This window comes from Caballeronia jiangsuensis, from assembly GCF_046030135.1.
Lineage (GTDB): Bacteria > Pseudomonadota > Gammaproteobacteria > Burkholderiales > Burkholderiaceae > Caballeronia > Caballeronia jiangsuensis.
In genome coordinates, this window is record NZ_JAQQDB010000020.1 from 54,464 (window position 1) to 70,132 (window position 15,669).

A 15,669-nucleotide genomic window follows, 5' to 3' on the forward strand; every position below is an offset into this window, starting at 1 on the left:
GTCTGCAACGCATTCTAGGCGATGCCGCGCGCCGGGTTGCGCCCGCGTGCGCGTTTGACGGGCGTCTTCGCCCCGCCCTGCTCCGCCGCCTCGACGATGCAGCCGGCAAGCCGCGCCGCCGCATCCGGCTCGTCCGCACGCACGCGCCGCGCGCGTTCGACCAGACCGATCTCGCGATGGAACGTGACATCGCCGAGATCGAGCGCGACCGCGCCGCGCGGCCATGCGCCGGTGCCATCGGACACCGGCACGAGCGCCACGCCCAGGCCTCGCGCCACCAGTTGCGCGATGCCCGGCAGTTCATCGACTTCGATCGAGTCGCGCACCGCGATGCGGCGCTTCGTCAAAAACGTGTCCACTTGCCGGCCGCCGAACGAACGCCGGTCGTATCGGATGAATGGCTCCGACTCGATCAGCTCGCGCCAGTGGACGCCCTTCTTCGCGGCGGGCGCGAGCAACACGAACGGCTCCGCGACGAGCGTGCGCCATCGCAGTTCCGACGGCAGCGAGAACGGCGGGCGGATGATGACGGCCATGTCCATCTCGCCCGCATCGACGCTCGCCAGCAGATTGAGCGACACGCCCGGCACGAGCCGGATGCGCCACGCGGGCAGCATGCGCCGGAACGCGCCGATCGCGTCAGGCAGCAGCGCCCCATGCGCCGACGCGATCGCGCCCACCGAAAGCGAGCCGCCGCGCCCGTCCTCGCCCTCCGGTTCGGCGAGACGCGCGTACAACGCGATGAGTTCGTCGGCGAGTTCGAGCGTGCGCCGGCCCGCCTTGTTGAGCGTCGCGGAACGGCCGGTGCGGTCGAACAGCGTGACGCCGAGATGCGCTTCGAGGCGCTGCATCTGCGCGCTCACGGCCGATTGCGTGAGGCCGATATGCGCGCCCGCACCCGCAAACGTGCCGTGGCGCGCCACCGCGATGAAAGTCTGAAGTTCGCGCAGCATGTCGATTCATCGAAAATAATGGGGCTGACTCCCGCAATATATCGTTTTTCAACACATTTATTTGTCAATACACTGAGATCTCGTTCCCCACACGTCGATCAAAGGATTCACCGCCATGAGCACGACCCAGCACGCCATGCCGCCGTTCCACCTCGCGTTCCCCGTTCACAGTCTCGCCGCCGCGCGCCAGTTCTATGGCGAATTGCTCGGCTGCCCGGAAGGCCGCAGCTCCGACGCCTGGGTCGATTTCGATTTCTATGGGCATCAGATCGTCGCGCATCTCGCGCCCGAGGAAGCCGGGCATCGTTCGACGAGCGCGGTCGATGGCGACGCCGTGCCGGTGCGCCACTTCGGCGTCGTGCTGTCGATTCCGCAATGGGAAGAACTCGCCGACAAGCTGCGCGCCGCGGGCACGCGCTTCATCATCGAGCCGCATGTGCGCTTCAAGGGCGAAGTCGGCGAGCAGGCGACGATGTTCTTCCTCGATCCGTCGGGCAATGCCGTCGAGATCAAGGCGTTCGCCGACATGTCGTCGCTGTTCGCAAAGTAAGGCGGCGAGCACGACGCGTCTCTCCCTTTCCTTCATACGACACGCGCCTGACGGATAGTTTCCAATATAGAATCCGCTCTGCGCGCGCCGTGCGCGACATCGGGGAGACGCGAGTATGAGACCTTCAGAGGGACGCCGCCGCTTTCTGGGCGCGGCACTGTGCAGCACGATCGCCGCGTGCGGCGGCGGTTCGGATTCCGATGACGCCAACGCCTCGCCTTCGAACGGCGCGCAAACGGGCCCCGTGCCGGACGCGCAAGTCAACGCAGCCCTCTCCCAGCTCGACACACTCGCCAACGACCTGCTGAGCAAAACCGGCGTGCCCGGCATGGCCGTCGCCGTCGTGCGCGGCACGCAAACCGTCTATGCGAAAGGCTTCGGCACACGGCTCGTCGGTTCGGGACAGGCCGTCGATGCCGATACCGTGTTTCAGCTCGCGTCGATGTCGAAGCCGGTGGGCGCTTCGGTCGTCGCGCATCAGGTCGGCGCGGGCGGCATCGCGTGGAATACGCCGGTGCGCGCGCATCTGCCGTGGTTCACGCTGTCGAAGGATGACGTCAGCGCGGCGGTGACCATCGGCGATCTTTACTCGCATCAGTCCGGCTTGCCCGACCACGCAGGCGACAAGCTCGAAGACATGGGCTACTCGCAAACGGAAGTTCTGCAGCGGCTGCGCTTTCTGCCCTTGCATCCGTTTCGTCATTCGTACTTCTACACGAACTTCGGGCTTACGGCGGCGGCGGAGTCCGTGGCCGCGGCCGCGGGCATCGACTGGGCGACGCTCTCCGAAAACATGCTCTACAAGCCGCTCGGCATGACGAGCACCAGCTCGCGTTATGCGGACTTCATCGCGCGCGCAAATCGCGCGACCGGGCACGTCAGGCGCGGCAATCAGTGGGTGCAGGGTCTTGGGACGATGCCCGATGCGCAATCGCCCGCGGGCGGCGTGAGCGCGTCGGTCAACGACATGGCGAAGTGGCTCGCGATGATGCTCGGCACCGGCGTCTTCAACGGCAACCGCGTCGTCGATGCAGCCGCGATCACCGCCGCGATCACCGCGCAGGTCCAGAGCTCGCCGCCCGGCAACGGCAGTCCCGCGGGCTATTACGGCTACGGGTTCAACGTGGGGCAGACGAGTGCGGGGCGCGCGTCGTACGGTCATTCCGGCGCGTTCAGCGCGGGCGGCGCGACGAGCTTCATGGTCGTGCCGTCGACGAATCTCGCGATCGTCGCGCTGACGAACGCGTTTCCGATCGGCGTGCCGGAAGCGCTCGGTCAGCAATTCTTCGATCTCGTGCAATACGGCTCGATCCAGCGTGACTGGTTCGCGCTCTACAACGAAGCGCTCGCGCCGCTTTCGGCGCCGAGCGGCTCGCTCGTCGGTGCTACGCCGCCCGCGTCGCCGCTGCCCGCGCGTGCGCTGTCCACGTATCTCGGCACGTACAAGAACGATTACTTCGGGCCGATTCAGGTCGTCGATCAGGGCGGCGCGCTCGCGGTTCTCATCGGCCCGCGTCCGACGACCCTGCCGCTCTCGCACTGGGACGGCGATGTTTTCACGTTCACGCTCGTCAACGAGAACGCGAATCCCGGCACGATCTCGAAGGTATCGTTTCTGAGCGATCGCGTGACGCTGGAGTATTACGACGAGGACGGTCTCGGCACCTTCGTGCGTTGAGCAAGCGCCTCAAGGGAACGGGACGCCACGCGGCGTCCCGCTCGTCATGTCATCGCGCGTCGGCCGTTACTTGCCGGAGCCGCTCGCGCTGACCGGCGCGCCCGGACCGCTCGGCGTCGCCGTGCCGCCCGGATCGGTGGACGGGCCCGCGCTCGTCGCGCTCTTTTGCATCTTCTTCGAATGCGAGGTCTTGTGCGATTTCGACTGCGCGTGCTGCGTCGTCGTTTGCGCGTTGTCGCCGGCCTGCAGGCCCGTGTTCGAGCTCGGCGGATTGTCCTGCGCGAAAGCGGAAGCACAGACGAGAGCGATAGCGCCAGCGGCGGTGGAAAGGGCGAAACGTTTCATGTCGGACACTCCTGTTTGCGGTTTGCAAAATGCGATGCTTGCGGCTTGATCTGCCTGCTGGCTGCGGCGCTCGCGCCGCGGCCATTCGCACCGTACGGGTCAGCACGCGACATGCCACGGTCTGACGTTTCGCAAACGGTGTGTCCTCGATGAAAGGCGTTCAGGTTCTGAACACCGAGACCGCGTTCTTAAGTTCCTCGGCCTGAACGGCGAGCGCGGCGGCGGCGGCCGTCGCCTGCTCGACGAGCGCCGCGTTCTGCTGCGTGACGGCGTCCATCTGCGTGATCGCGACACCGACTTGCTCGATGCCCTGCGTCTGCTGCGACGACGCCGACGAGATCTCGCTCATGATGTCGTTCACGCGCGTGACGGACGTGAGAATCCGCTTCATCGTATCGCCGGATTGCTGCGCGAGATCCTGCCCCGCCGTGACGTTCGTCACCGATTCGTCGATCAGCGTCTTCACGTCCTTCGCTGCCGCAGCGCACCGCTGCGCAAGCGCGCGCACTTCCGATGCGACCACCGCGAAGCCGCGCCCATGCTCGCCCGCGCGTGCGGCTTCGACGGCCGCGTTCAACGCGAGAATGTTGGTCTGAAACGCGATGCCTTCGATCACGCCGATGATGTCGACGATCTTCTCCGAGCTGCCTGCGATCTTGTCCATCGTCGCGACGACGCCGAGCACGACACCGCTGCCGCTTTCGACCGTCGATGACGCGCTCGCCGCAAGCTCGCTCGCCTGCCCCGCGTTGTCGGAATTCAGGCGCACGGTCGACGTGAGCTCTTCCATGCTCGATGCCGTTTCCGCCAGCGACGCCGCCTGCTCTTCCGTACGCGACGACAGATCGTGATGGCCGTCGGCGATTTCGCGCGACGCCGCCGTGATGCCGTCCGCGACGAGCTTGATCTGCGCGATCGTCTGCGTGAGGCGCGACTGCATCGTGTGCATCGAATGCATGAGGCTCGAATCGTCGCCCGGCTTCACCTGCACGGACTGCGCGAGATCGCCCGCCGCGATGCGCTGGCAGACGATCGACACGTCGCGCGGATCGCCGCCGATGCTCTTCAGCACGCCGCGGATGATGAGCGTCATCGCGAACGTCAGCGCCGCGCCGATCACGCCGATGAGCAGCAGCGACTTGAGCACGATCGCGTGAAAGGCCGCGTCGATGTCGTCGATATACGCGCCCGTGTAGACGTGCCAGTCCCATTCGCGCACGTAGTCGCCATAGGTGAGCTTTTGCAGCGGCTCGGTCTCGCCGGGCTTCGGATAGAGATAGGTCGTGATATGCGAGCCGTCGAGACCGTGCTTCACGATTTCTCCGGTGAAATGCTTGCCGGTGGCATCGACGAAATCGTTGATCTTGTTTTCCGTATCCGGGCGCACGGGGTTCAGCACCTGGAACATCTTCGAATCGAGGATCCCGAGATAACCGCTCGTGCCGTAGCGGATCGCGCGCACACTGGCGATCGCCAGCTTCTTCGCGTCTTCCTCCGGCAACGCGCCGCTTTGCGCCTGCTTGACATAGAACCTGACCACGCTCGTCGCCGATTGAACCTGTTCGGCGAGCGCGTTTTCACGGTTGCGCATCAGCGAGTGTTTCGTGGAGATCGCGTTGAGCGCGCACAGAAGAATCAGACTGAGCCATACGAAGCCCACGGTGCTCATGAGCTTGGTCTTGAAGGAAAGTTTTTTCACGATCTGGTTGAAGGAGCCGATGGAAGCGCCGGGGCAGGCGCTCGCTTTGCGGCTTCCGATCGCGGGCGGTTTTACGTTTGCATGCGAAGGCGCAACGTGGCCCTGCAATCGAAAGCCGTATGCAAATTAACGGCAAGCGGATTGCGTTCTTGAGGGGTACGGGCAGCGTCGCAATGCACCCGCACAAAAGAAAACGCCCCGCGTGACCGAAGTCACGCGGGGCGCCCACGACCTACACGGTGCTGTGTCGAATCAATGCCCGACCGGCTCCGTCGACTTGAGATCGCTCGCCATCGCCGTCTGCGGATGCGCGGCCTGCTTGATCAGCAGCGCAACCGCCGACACCAGCCCCGCCACCGCGATCGTCGCGAAGATCGCGCCGAAGCTGAAGTGCAGGCGCGCCAGTTCGGCGACGAGGAACGATCCCGCGATGCCGCCGAAGCGCCCGATGCCCAGCATCCACGCGACGCCCGTGCCGCGTCCTTGCGTCGGGTAGAACGCAGCGGCCAGCGCGGGCATCGACGATTGCGCGGTGTTCATCAGCACGCCCGCGAGGAACACGACGAGCACGAGCAGGCCGACATTGCCCACCGCCTGACCGATCAGATACACGCTCACGGCGGTCAGCGCATAGCACGCCGCGATGATGCGGTTCGCGTTGAACTTGTCCATCAGCACGCCGCACAGCACCGCGCCGACGCCGCCGAGCGGGAACAGCGCGGAGATGAGCGTCGCTTTTTGCGGCGTCAGTCCGGATTCCTTGAGCAGGATCGGCATCCAGTTGATCGACGCGTAGAAGATCACGAGGCCCATGAAGTAAGCGAGCCACAGCATGATCGAGCCGACGATGTACGAGCGCGACAGCACCACGCTCATGCCGCTCTGCCCGGCCGCCGCGGGCGCGGCTTCGGTCATGAAGAACGAGCCCGCCTGCGCGGCGTCCGACGAGATGCGCGCGAGCGTCGCGCGAATCTTCTCGACGGGCTTCGCCTTCGCCACCATATAGCGCACCGATTCCGGCAGCGTCGCGATAAGCAGCACCGACAGCACGAGCGGCGCGACGCCGCCGAGCATCAGCACGCTGCGCCAGCCGAAATGCGGAATCATCCACGCGGCGAGAAAACCGCCGAAAGCCGCGCCGAGCGGAAAGCCGCAGAACATCAGGTTGATGAGCGTCGCGCGGCGGTTGTCGGGGCAGAATTCGCCCATCATCGTGACGGCGTTCGGCATGGCGGCGCCGAGCCCCAGGCCGGTGACGAAGCGCAGCGCCGTCAGTTGCGTGATGTCGGCGGAGAACGACGACGCGAGACACGCGACGCCGAACAGCAGCACCGACGAGAGCAGCATCACGCGGCGGCCGAGCTTGTCCGACAGCGGCCCGGAAAGCAGCGCGCCCGCGGCGAGCCCGAAGAGCGCCGCGCTCAGGACAGGCGCGAGCGCCGGCCGGCTGATCTGCCATTCGGTGACGAGCGAAGGCGCAATGAAGCCGATCGCGGCGGTATCGAAACCATCCAGAAGGACGATCACGAAGCACATCCCGAAGATGAGCCACTGAAACGGCGAAAACGGATGATCGTTGATGAACGTCTGTACGTTCACGGCAGGACTTCTACTCACTTCATTCCCTTTTCAATGATGGGCGCGCGCCCGGAAAGGTCGCATCCCGGAATTGAAACCGCTTCCCGCAAGCGTTTTTTTCGTTGTAATGCGGGCCGCAGCCACCGGTCAATCGCGCGGAATCGGTGAAAAAAGTTCGTTAGACGAACACCGATTCACATAGCGAACTCGCGTGTGACAATACTGAACAAGCTTGCGCTTCGTCAACGCGGGCTTACCCGCGTATGACGAAGCGCTGACGTGTGGCTGTCGGGAAGGAAATGAAGCGCCGGGCGTCAGGCCACGCGGCGTCCGGCGCGATAAGTCTCGCGCGGCACCTGCACGCCGTCCACCGACGCGACGCGCACGAGGTCTGCGCGCAGGCCCGTCGCGATGGCGCCGCGATCGGTCAGACCGGCCGCATGCGCCGGCGTCCACGACACCGTCGCGACCGCGCGCGGCAGCGACCAGCCCGCCTTGCTCACGAGATCGAACACGGCGATCAGCAGACTCGACGGCACGTAATCCGACGAGAGGATGTCGAGCAGCCCTTCGCGCGCCAGATCGAGCGCCGACACATTGCCCGAATGCGAACCGCCGCGCACGACGTTCGGCGCGCCCATGATCGTCGCGATGCCGTGCTCGCGCGCGGCGCGGGCCGCGTCGAATGTCGTCGGAAATTCGGCGAGCGCGATGCCGTCGCGCGCCGCTTCCTCGACGTGCTCGACGAGCGTGTCGTCGTGACTCGCAAGCGAGATGTTCAAGCCCTTGCAGCGCTCGACGATATCCGCGCGATGCTTCGCCGCATAACGTGCCTGCTGTTCGGCCAGCTCGGCGAGAATATTGTTCGTGTGCTCGTCGCTCCACTTGCCGTGACGCTCCTGATACTTGCGCCACTTTTCGTGGTCCCGCCATTGCCGCTGCCCCGGCGTGTGATCCATCACCGACGCGAGCCTGAAAAGCGGATGAGACGACAGCGAATCGAACACTTCGACGACATCCGTCGTGCCCACTTCGCAGCGCAGATGCAGGAAGTGTTCGGCGCGCAGGAGATCGCGCTCGACGAACTTGCCGATCGACTTCGCGCATTGCACCTGAAGCTCCCGGCCGCGCACGCCCTCTTCGGGACGCGAACCGACGCCGAGCGCATCGAACACGGTCGTGATCCCGGCGCACGCCACCTGCGCGTCATGGATGATGATCGCCGCTTCGTGATTCCACAGCACGCCCGGACGCGGCGTGAGATGTTTTTCGATGTTGTCCGTGTGCAGTTCGACGAAACCCGGTAGCAGATAATCGCCTTCCCAGTCCACGGCTTCGCGCGCCGCCGTATTGCCCGGCGCGATCTCCGCGATGTGTCCGTCCGCGACACGCACGGTGCCCATGAACTCCTCGTCGCGCGTCACGATGCGCGCATTCTTGATCAGCATGTCTGCAACACTCCGGAATCGGTTTGAACGGATGCGCCATTGACGCTCGCGAGCCGCACGATGCGGGTCGCGACGCGCTCGCGCGTGTCCTCGTCATGAAAGATGCCGACGATCGCCGCGCCTTGCTCGCGCGCCTCGACGATCAGATCGGCGACCACATCGCGGTTCTCGGCATCGAGCGACGCGGTGGGTTCATCGAGCAAAAGCAGCGGATGCGCCGCGATCAGCCCGCGCGCGATATTCACGCGCTGCTGCTCGCCGCCCGAGAAGGTCGCGGGCGCGAGCGCCCACAGACGTCGCGGCACGTTGAGGCGCTCGAGCAATGCGCTCGCGCGAGCGTGCGCCTCGTCTTCGTCCACGCCGCGCGACACGAGCGGCTCCGCGACGAGATCGAGCGACGACACACGCGGGATCGCGCGCAGGAACTGGCTCACGTAGCCCATCGTCGTATTGCGCAGGCGGATGATCTCGTGCGGCGCGGCTTCGGTCAGCACGATATGGCGCGCTGCGCGGCTATCGTCACGGATCGCGATGGTGCCGCGCGTCGCGAGATAGTTACCGTACATGCAGCGCAGGAACGTGCTCTTGCCCGCGCCGGATGCGCCCGCGAGCACGACACATTCGCCGCGTTCGACATCGAGCGAGACGCCCGACAGCGCGGCGATACGCACGCCGCCCTGCTGATGCAGCGTGAAGGTCTTTTCGATGCCGTGCGCCTGGAGCATCAGCTTGTCGTTCGTGACAAAGGCATTCATGGTCATGTCTCGCACCTCAAACGGGCAGCACCGACGCGACGAGCGTCTGTGTGTAGGGATGTTGCGGATCGTCGAGTACCTGGTCGGTGAGACCGCTCTCGACGACGCGCCCGTCCTTCATCACCATCAGCCGATGCGCGAGCAGACGCGCGACGCCGATATCGTGCGTGACGATCACGGCGGCGAGATGCAGCTTGCTCGTCAACGTGCGCAGCAGATCGAGCAGGCGCGCCTGCACCGATACATCGAGGCCGGCGGTCGGCTCGTCCATGAACACGAGGCGCGGCCCCGTCACCAGATTACGCGCGATCTGCAGGCGCTGTTGCATGCCGCCCGAAAACGCCGAAGGCAATTCGTCGATGCGCGCCGCATCCAGTTCGACGCGGCTCATCCAGTCGGTGGCCGTTTCGCGCAGGCGTCCATAGTGGCGCGCGCCGATCGCCATCAGCGGCTCGCCGATGTTCGCGCCCGCCGATACGTTGCGGCGCAGGCCATCGCGTGCGTTCTGGTGCACGAAGCCCCATTCGGTGCGCGACAGAAGACGCTTGCGTGCTTCGGTGAGCGTAAGAAGATCGAGCGCCTCGCCTTCGCGCGTGGTGTACGTGAGCGCACCGCTGTCGATCTCGCTGCGCAACGCGAGCGCATTCAGCAAGGTCGATTTGCCCGAGCCCGATTCGCCGACGATGCACAGCACTTCGCCCGGATAGACATCGCAATCGACATCGACGCAACCGCCGCGTCCGTCATAACGCTTCGTGAGTCGCGTCGCTTTCAGCAGTGCGTTCATTGCGTCACCTCTTCATCGTCGCGACGGCTGTGACAGTAGTCGCTGTCGGAGCAGACGAACATGCGCGTGCCCTGATCGTCGACGATCATTTCGTCGAGAAAGCTTTCGCGCGAACCGCACAGCGCGCACGCATGTTCCCACTTCTGCACGCTGAAGGGATGATCCTCGAAATCGAGACTTTTCACTTTCGTATAAGGCGGAATCGCATAGATGCGCCGTTCGCGCCCCGCGCCGAAGAGTTGCAACGCGGCGTTCATGTGCATCTTCGGATTGTCGAACTTCGGGATCGGCGAGGGCGATGTCAGATAGCGGTCGTTCACCAGCACCGGATAGTCGTAGGTTTTCGCGATGCTGCCGTGCTGCACGATATCCTCATAATATTTCACGTTGATGAGGCCGTAGTCCGCGAGCGCATGGAGCTTCCTGCACTCCGTCACGCGCGGTTCGAGCCGGTACAGCGGCTCGGGCATCGGCACCTGATAAACGAGGATCTGCTTGTCCGTCAGCGGCGTCTCCGGAATGCGGTGACGCGTCTGCACGATGGTCGCGTCCGCCGTGCGCGTGGTGGTCGCCACGCCGGCCGTGCGCGCGAAGAAGCGGCGAATGTTCACCGCGTTGGTCGTCTCGTCGGAGCCCTGATCGATGACCTTCAGCGTATCGCGCTCGCCGATGATCGCGGAAGTCACCTGCAAGCCGCCCGTGCCCCATCCATAAGGAAGCGGCATTTCGCGCGAGGCGAACGGCACCTGATAGCCGGGCACCGCCACCGCCTTGAGCAGTGCGCGGCGAATCATGCGTTTGGTCTGCTCGTCGAGATACGCGAAGTTATAGCCTTCGGTGAGTGCGTTCATGCCGCATTCTCCTTGTTGTCATCCGGGCGATGCGCCGCGCGCAGGCGGCGAAGCAATTCCAGCTCGGACTGAAAATCGACGTAATGCGGTAATTTAAGGTGCTGCACGAAACCGGACGCTTCCACGTTATCGCTGTGATACAGCACGAACTCGGGATCCTGCGTGGGCGCACCAATCGTTTCGCCCAGTTCTTCCGCGCGCAATGCGCGATCCACGAGGGCCATGGCCATCGCCTTGCGCTCCGAATGACCGAAGGCGAGGCCGTAGCCTTGCGTGAAGGTCGGCGGCACGTCGCCGCTGCCCGCGAACTGGTTGATCATCTGGCATTCGGTGACATCAATCTCGCCGATCTCGACCGCGAAGTCGAGTTCATCGACGACCATTTCCACCGCCACTTCACCGTGACGAATCTCGCCCGCGAACGGATGACTGTGCGCGTAGCCGCGCTGCGTCGCATAGCCGATTGCAAGCAAAAATCCTTCGTCGCCGCGCGCGAGGTTTTGCAGACGCGTCGAACGATTGGCGGGAAACGACAGCGGCTCGCGCGACAGATCGCCAGGCGGCGGCGCGTTCTCGTGCGCGCGCTCCTGCTCGATCAGGCCTTCCCTGTCAAGCATGGAGAGCACGCGCGGCATCGCGCTTTCTTCGGCTGCCTTACTGGCGATAGGTGCATCGCCAGCTTGTTGGCCTTCGGCGAGCAGGCTGAAATCGAGCAGACGCTGCGTGTAGTCGTAAGTGCCGCCCAGCATCTGGCCGCCGGGGATATCCTTGAACGCTGCCGAGATGCGACGCTCGACGCACATCGCTTCCGTATCGATCGGCAGCGTGTAGCCTACGCGCGGCAATGTCGTGCGATACGCGCGCAGCAGGAAGATCGCTTCGACGAGATCGCCAGCGGCCTGCTTGATCGCGAGCGCGGCGAGGTCTTCGTCGTAGACGGAGCCTTCGGTCATCACGCGCGCGACGGCAAGACGCATCTGCTCGCGAATCTGCGCGACGGAAAGCTCGGGCACGGCGAGATCGCCGCGACGCTGCTTCGCGAGCACGTCCCATGAACGTTCGATGGCGCGTTCGCCACCTTTGACCGCGACGTACATCAGTTCACCTCCACGTGCGTCGTACGCGGCAGGCCGACGAGCGAGCCGCCCGCGACGAAGTAGCAATCGATGCCGCAAGGAAAGAGCGTGGTGAGCGCCGCGCGCTCGCGCCAGAACTCGCGCGACAAGCCCGCTATGCCGACCGTACGCGACTCCGCTATACCCGGACCGCGCCACACGAGCGGCTCGCCTTCGGTCAGCGAGGGCACACGGATGAAGAGCGTCGCGGCATCCTCGGGCGCTTCGGGATCGCCGTGCGAGAACGCGTCGAGCGAAGGCATGTCGCGCGCATCGTCGATATAGGCGAACGCGGCCTCGCGGCGATCGCGTGTCAGGGACGCGCTCGCGTGAAAGCGCAGCGCATCGCCCAGCACGTCGTCTTCGTGTTCGATGAAAACCGGCGTCGAATAATCCGTCAGCGCAAGCAGCGACGCGAACGCGGCGAGCGGCACGCGCCCGGCGAGCGCATCGCGCATCGCGTGATTGTCCGGCAGCGCGGCATCGATCGCGACGATGCTGCCCGGACGCGACAACGCATCCAGCAACGCGCGGAACACGCGCTGCGCGTCGTGGATCGTGTCGTTGAAGCCCGGCACGAGCCGGGTCATGTCGATTCTCATCATTCGCCTCTCACCATCGTGAAAAATTCGACCCTGGTCGCGGCCGCTTCGGCCTCTTTGCGACGCCGTTCATCGGCGATGCGCGCGGCCAGCGGTTCGATCAGGTGCGTCTGCAACCTGTCCGCATAACGGGGCATTTGCAGGAGCGCGTCGGCGAGCGCGGCGAGCGTCGCGCGCTCCTTGTCGCGGCCCATGTGCACGGCGACGCCGACCGGCGCGCCGCCGTCACCGGTGCGCAGTCGCAATGTCGCTCGCGTGACGGTCGTTTCGCCGAGATTGAACGCATCGCCCGTGCCGCCGATGCGCCCGCGCACCATCGCAAGCCCGATATCCGGCGCGCGCAGCCACTCGTAGTCAGGCGCCTTCGCCCCGTCGAGCGCGGCATCGAGCGCCTGTTTCAGCGCATCGCGCGGCGTGCGCGCCAGCACCGCCATCCATTCGCGGCGACCCCGAGCGCCCCGCGACTCCAATGAATTACCCATCGCTTTCCCTATGTTCGAAAGGATCTGACTGTCATATGCTACTCGTCATCTTATCTAGTCGTCTAGACGTTTGGTCATGTGGTGTGGTTTTCACATTTCCATCACGAATTGGGCACTACAATTCGATAGATCGATATTCAAACCGACAGGAATGACAGCGCAATGACATCGAACGAAAATGCCGCGCCTCTTCATGCGGTCGAGCGCGGCGCGGGGGTCGCGGTCTGGCGGCAGATCGAGCAGATCCTCGCCGCCGAGATCGCCGCGAAGAGCTTCGGCGACGAAGGGCGTCTGCCGAGCGAGGCCGAGCTCGCCAAACGCTTCGACGTGAACCGTCATACGGTGCGCCGCGCGATGTTGCGGCTCGCCGCGACGGGCCTCGTCAGCGTCGAGCAGGGGCGCGGCACGTTCGTGCAGCCGGGCGCGATCGACTATCAGATCGGGCGCCGCACGCGTTTCACGGAGAACCTGCGCCGCCAGAAGCTCACGTCGGTAGGCGTCGTGCTGAGCTCGGAGCGCGTGAAGGCGGATCCGGCCGTCGCGAAAGCGCTCGGCGTGCGCGCGGGCACGCTCGTCTATCAGATCGAGACGCGCCAGGATTCCGACGGCATCCCGATGACCTATGCGCGCAGCTGGTATCCGGCCACGCGCTTCAACGACCTGCCCGCGACCATCGAAGCGGCGGGCGGCGTGAGCGCCGCGCTGGAGCAGTTCGGCGTGAAGGACTACACGCGCAAATGGAGCCGCATCGGCAGCGTGCTGCCTTCGTCGGATGTGGCGCGGCGCTTGCAGATCAATCGTCAGCAGCCGGTGCTGTGGGTCGAAAACGTCGATGTCGACGAGGACGGCGTGCCGATCAAGTACGGCATCACGCATTTCGCGGCGGATCGCGTGCAGTTGATGGTCGAGCACGATCGATGAGCGTCGCCGGACATCCGCGCGTGGCGCTCTATTACGCGCCGCCCGCGTCCTCCGCGTGGTGGCGCGACGGTTGCGAATGGCTCGGGCGCGATCCCGAAAACGGACGCGAGATGGCAACCGCCGCTCATGACGTGACGCACGCGCCGCGCCGTTACGGCTGGCACGCGACGCTCGTCGCGCCCTTTCACATGGCGCCCGGCATCGAACTCGCGGACGTGCTCGCTTGTGCACTCGCATGGGCGAGCTCCGTGCAGCGCTTCGAGATGCCTGTGAAGGCCGCCGAACTGGGCCGCTTCGTCGCGCTGCGGCCCGCCGAGGCCAGCGACGAGGCGACGCTTCGCACACTCGCCGCCAGTGCGCTGCAGGCCCTCTCCGCGCTGCGCGCGATGCCTTCGCGTGAAAGCATCGAACGGCGCATCGCGGAAGGCATGAGCGCGCGGCAAATCGAGCTTCTGCGCACGTGGGGCTATCCGTATGTGTTCGACGAGTATCGCTTTCACATGACGCTCTCCGATTCACTCGACGATGCGAACACGCGCGCGTCGATCGTGTCGGAATGGATGCGGCGCATCGACATGCTCGGCCCCTTGCCGATGCATGGCGCGGCGCTTTTCATCGAACCGGAGCCGGGCGCGCCCTTCACGTTATGGCAGCGCCTGCCGTTCAACAACGCACAGGACGTGGCATGACCGAAGTCGATAGCACGAAGCTGATCTACGTGATGGGACCATCGGGCGCGGGCAAGGACTCGCTGCTCGGTTTCGCGCGCGAACGTATCGGCGCGCGCGTGATGTTCGCGCACCGCTACATCACGCGCACGGTCGCGGACGGCGAGAACCATATCGCGCTTACGCACGACGAATTCATTTCGAGGCTTTCCTACGGCCTCTTCGCGATGCATTGGACGAGTCTTGGGCTGCGCTATGGCATCGGCATCGAACTGGATGCGTGGCTCGCGCGCGGTATGCCCGTCGTCGTGAACGGCTCGCGGCAGCACGCGGGACTCGCGCTCGAGCGTTATCCCGACGCGCGCTTCGTGCATATCGATGCAACGCCTTCGGTTCTGGCCGCGCGGCTCGCGCGGCGCGGACGCGAGGATGCGCGGCAGATTGAAGCGCGTCTTGCGCGGCGCCCCGCGTTTGAATTGCCATCGCATGCGCATGTCGTGAAGATCGATAATTCCGGCATGCTCGCCGATGCGGGGACGCAATTTCTTGACGTGCTCGCGTACACGGGCGGGATCTAGTACTACTGTGTCAAAAAGCGTTTAGGTAACGCTGAATCGAACCTTCTCATCGGATGACGATCGCTGGAATCGGACTGGCCATTTCGTTTCGTCGTGTTTCTGCCAAATCGAAACGTTTGCCTTCAAACCTCGGCCACGCGTGACACGGACGGCGCCCGTCGGTGGCGGGTCATGAACGGAGATTCGACGAACCGGTATGTGAGCATCGAAAGCAAGGTGATCGACACGCCGATCGAGAGCATGGTCGCGCCGTACATGAACGTATTCATCTGCGCGATCGGGAACCAGCGGTTCGCGAACTGCAGCCCGGCGTACAGTAGCACGCCATGATTCAGGTAGACGCCGTAGCTGACAAGTCCGAGCACTTGCGCCGAAGGCCTGGACAACAGTCCGAAGATGCTGTTGCCATAGCATACGCACATAAACAGCGGGAAAATTAGCAGCGATTGAGCCACGCCGTAGTCTTCGGCGAGCGGAAAAGCGGTCGCGCACAGCGCGACGAGCGCAATGCTCGTGGCAGCGGTCCCGGTCAATACCCGCGCGATGCGGGGACGCCGCGCCTCGATCATCGCGGCAGCAATTCCGAAAAGGAAGTTGAGCACCACGGCATGCGTCAAATGCGCAACGTAGACGAGAACGAGCGCCATGCTGCTCAACAT

General features: G+C 64.8%; 17 protein-coding genes. 5 read left to right on the plus strand and 12 right to left on the minus strand.

The genetic code is table 11. From position 1 onward, the window contains the following. Positions 1–14: 14 nt before the first annotated feature. Positions 15–953 (minus strand): LysR family transcriptional regulator, encoded by a 939-nt coding sequence (locus tag PQR08_RS21525; RefSeq protein WP_250485094.1) that lies wholly within the window; start codon positions 951–953, stop codon positions 15–17. 115 nt (positions 954–1,068) lie between these two features. On the opposite strand from PQR08_RS21525, the gene PQR08_RS21530 reads away from it, so the two are divergent. After that, the gene (locus tag PQR08_RS21530; protein WP_250485097.1) at positions 1,069–1,503 is read left to right on the plus strand and encodes a VOC family protein; all 435 of its coding nucleotides are present in this window, start codon (positions 1,069–1,071) and stop codon (positions 1,501–1,503) included. Positions 1,504–1,618: 115 nt separating this feature from the next. Beyond that, positions 1,619–3,181 (plus strand): serine hydrolase, encoded by a 1,563-nt coding sequence (locus tag PQR08_RS21535; protein WP_250485098.1) that lies wholly within the window; start codon positions 1,619–1,621, stop codon positions 3,179–3,181. A gap of 66 nt (positions 3,182–3,247) precedes the next feature. On the opposite strand, the gene PQR08_RS21540 is transcribed toward PQR08_RS21535, so the two are convergent. The 10 genes from PQR08_RS21540 to phnG form a co-directional block, all read right to left on the minus strand. Next, positions 3,248–3,526: a hypothetical protein gene (locus PQR08_RS21540; protein ID WP_238218163.1), complete on the minus strand. Its 279-nt coding sequence runs from the start codon at positions 3,524–3,526 to the stop codon at positions 3,248–3,250. A gap of 160 nt (positions 3,527–3,686) precedes the next feature. After that, positions 3,687–5,225, minus strand: a complete 1,539-nt coding sequence (locus PQR08_RS21545) for a methyl-accepting chemotaxis protein (protein WP_250485103.1) — start codon at positions 5,223–5,225, stop codon at positions 3,687–3,689. 252 nt (positions 5,226–5,477) lie between these two features. Continuing rightward, positions 5,478–6,842 carry an MFS transporter gene (locus PQR08_RS21550; RefSeq protein ID WP_238218165.1) on the minus strand — a complete coding sequence of 455 codons (1,365 nt, stop codon included), beginning with the start codon at positions 6,840–6,842 and terminating at the stop codon, positions 5,478–5,480. Between the two features lie 275 nt (positions 6,843–7,117). Next, positions 7,118–8,251: an alpha-D-ribose 1-methylphosphonate 5-triphosphate diphosphatase gene (locus PQR08_RS21555; protein ID WP_238294086.1), complete on the minus strand. Its 1,134-nt coding sequence runs from the start codon at positions 8,249–8,251 to the stop codon at positions 7,118–7,120. Next, positions 8,245–9,012, minus strand: coding sequence for a phosphonate C-P lyase system protein PhnL (gene phnL / locus PQR08_RS21560; RefSeq protein ID WP_250485104.1), 768 nt, complete (start codon positions 9,010–9,012; stop codon positions 8,245–8,247). The genes PQR08_RS21555 and phnL overlap by 7 nt, the downstream gene beginning before the upstream one ends. Before the next feature lie 10 nt (positions 9,013–9,022). Further along, on the minus strand, positions 9,023–9,793 hold the full coding sequence (gene phnK, locus PQR08_RS21565) for a phosphonate C-P lyase system protein PhnK (RefSeq protein ID WP_187605278.1): 771 nt from the start codon (positions 9,791–9,793) through the stop codon (positions 9,023–9,025). After that, a complete protein-coding gene (locus PQR08_RS21570; protein WP_250485105.1) occupies positions 9,790–10,644 on the minus strand; it encodes an alpha-D-ribose 1-methylphosphonate 5-phosphate C-P-lyase PhnJ in 855 nt (284 codons plus the stop codon). The genes phnK and PQR08_RS21570 overlap by 4 nt, the downstream gene beginning before the upstream one ends. Beyond that, on the minus strand, positions 10,641–11,741 hold the full coding sequence (locus PQR08_RS21575; RefSeq protein ID WP_250485106.1) for a carbon-phosphorus lyase complex subunit: 1,101 nt from the start codon (positions 11,739–11,741) through the stop codon (positions 10,641–10,643). Before PQR08_RS21575 ends, PQR08_RS21570 begins: the two co-directional genes overlap by 4 nt. Beyond that, entirely contained in the window at positions 11,741–12,364 is a 624-nt protein-coding gene (gene phnH / locus PQR08_RS21580; RefSeq protein ID WP_250485107.1) for a phosphonate C-P lyase system protein PhnH, read from the minus strand. Before phnH ends, PQR08_RS21575 begins: the two co-directional genes overlap by 1 nt. Then, positions 12,361–12,843 carry a phosphonate C-P lyase system protein PhnG gene (phnG, locus tag PQR08_RS21585; RefSeq protein ID WP_250485108.1) on the minus strand — a complete coding sequence of 161 codons (483 nt, stop codon included), beginning with the start codon at positions 12,841–12,843 and terminating at the stop codon, positions 12,361–12,363. Before phnG ends, phnH begins: the two co-directional genes overlap by 4 nt. Positions 12,844–13,005: 162 nt before the next feature. Between phnG and phnF the strand changes: the two genes are divergently transcribed. Genes phnF through phnN form a run of 3 tightly spaced genes read left to right on the plus strand, consistent with a single transcriptional unit; the run spans position 13,006 to position 15,010 of the window. Continuing rightward, entirely contained in the window at positions 13,006–13,764 is a 759-nt protein-coding gene (gene phnF, locus PQR08_RS21590) for a phosphonate metabolism transcriptional regulator PhnF (RefSeq protein WP_187605283.1), read from the plus strand. After that, positions 13,761–14,453 carry a DUF1045 domain-containing protein gene (locus PQR08_RS21595; protein WP_250485109.1) on the plus strand — a complete coding sequence of 231 codons (693 nt, stop codon included), beginning with the start codon at positions 13,761–13,763 and terminating at the stop codon, positions 14,451–14,453. Before phnF ends, PQR08_RS21595 begins: the two co-directional genes overlap by 4 nt. Beyond that, positions 14,450–15,010 (plus strand): phosphonate metabolism protein/1,5-bisphosphokinase (PRPP-forming) PhnN, encoded by a 561-nt coding sequence (gene phnN, locus PQR08_RS21600; RefSeq protein WP_250485110.1) that lies wholly within the window; start codon positions 14,450–14,452, stop codon positions 15,008–15,010. Before PQR08_RS21595 ends, phnN begins: the two co-directional genes overlap by 4 nt. A 122-nt stretch (positions 15,011–15,132) precedes the next feature. Here phnN and PQR08_RS21605 read toward each other — a convergent pair whose 3' ends face one another. Continuing rightward, positions 15,133–15,669: an acyltransferase family protein gene (locus PQR08_RS21605; RefSeq protein WP_250485111.1), complete on the minus strand. Its 537-nt coding sequence runs from the start codon at positions 15,667–15,669 to the stop codon at positions 15,133–15,135.

Bases quoted from the DNA above. Each gene is read 5' to 3' on its own strand.
- PQR08_RS21570 (WP_250485105.1), bottom strand. From the start codon at position 10,644: ATGAACGCACTCACCGAAGGCTATAACTTCGCGTATCTCGACGAGCAG.
- PQR08_RS21605 (WP_250485111.1), bottom strand. From the start codon at position 15,669: ATGTTGAGCAGCATGGCGCTCGTTCTCGTCTACGTTGCGCATTTGACG.
- PQR08_RS21530 (WP_250485097.1), top strand. From the start codon at position 1,069: ATGAGCACGACCCAGCACGCCATGCCGCCGTTCCACCTCGCGTTCCCC.
- PQR08_RS21575 (WP_250485106.1), bottom strand. From the start codon at position 11,741: ATGTACGTCGCGGTCAAAGGTGGCGAACGCGCCATCGAACGTTCATGG.
- phnL (WP_250485104.1), bottom strand. From the start codon at position 9,012: ATGACCATGAATGCCTTTGTCACGAACGACAAGCTGATGCTCCAGGCG.
- phnF (WP_187605283.1), top strand. From the start codon at position 13,006: ATGACATCGAACGAAAATGCCGCGCCTCTTCATGCGGTCGAGCGCGGC.
- PQR08_RS21555 (WP_238294086.1), bottom strand. From the start codon at position 8,251: ATGCTGATCAAGAATGCGCGCATCGTGACGCGCGACGAGGAGTTCATG.
- phnH (WP_250485107.1), bottom strand. From the start codon at position 12,364: ATGATGAGAATCGACATGACCCGGCTCGTGCCGGGCTTCAACGACACG.
- phnK (WP_187605278.1), bottom strand. From the start codon at position 9,793: ATGAACGCACTGCTGAAAGCGACGCGACTCACGAAGCGTTATGACGGA.
- PQR08_RS21595 (WP_250485109.1), top strand. From the start codon at position 13,761: ATGAGCGTCGCCGGACATCCGCGCGTGGCGCTCTATTACGCGCCGCCC.
- phnN (WP_250485110.1), top strand. From the start codon at position 14,450: ATGACCGAAGTCGATAGCACGAAGCTGATCTACGTGATGGGACCATCG.
- PQR08_RS21525 (WP_250485094.1), bottom strand. From the start codon at position 953: ATGCTGCGCGAACTTCAGACTTTCATCGCGGTGGCGCGCCACGGCACG.
- PQR08_RS21540 (WP_238218163.1), bottom strand. From the start codon at position 3,526: ATGAAACGTTTCGCCCTTTCCACCGCCGCTGGCGCTATCGCTCTCGTC.
- PQR08_RS21535 (WP_250485098.1), top strand. From the start codon at position 1,619: ATGAGACCTTCAGAGGGACGCCGCCGCTTTCTGGGCGCGGCACTGTGC.
- phnG (WP_250485108.1), bottom strand. From the start codon at position 12,843: ATGGGTAATTCATTGGAGTCGCGGGGCGCTCGGGGTCGCCGCGAATGG.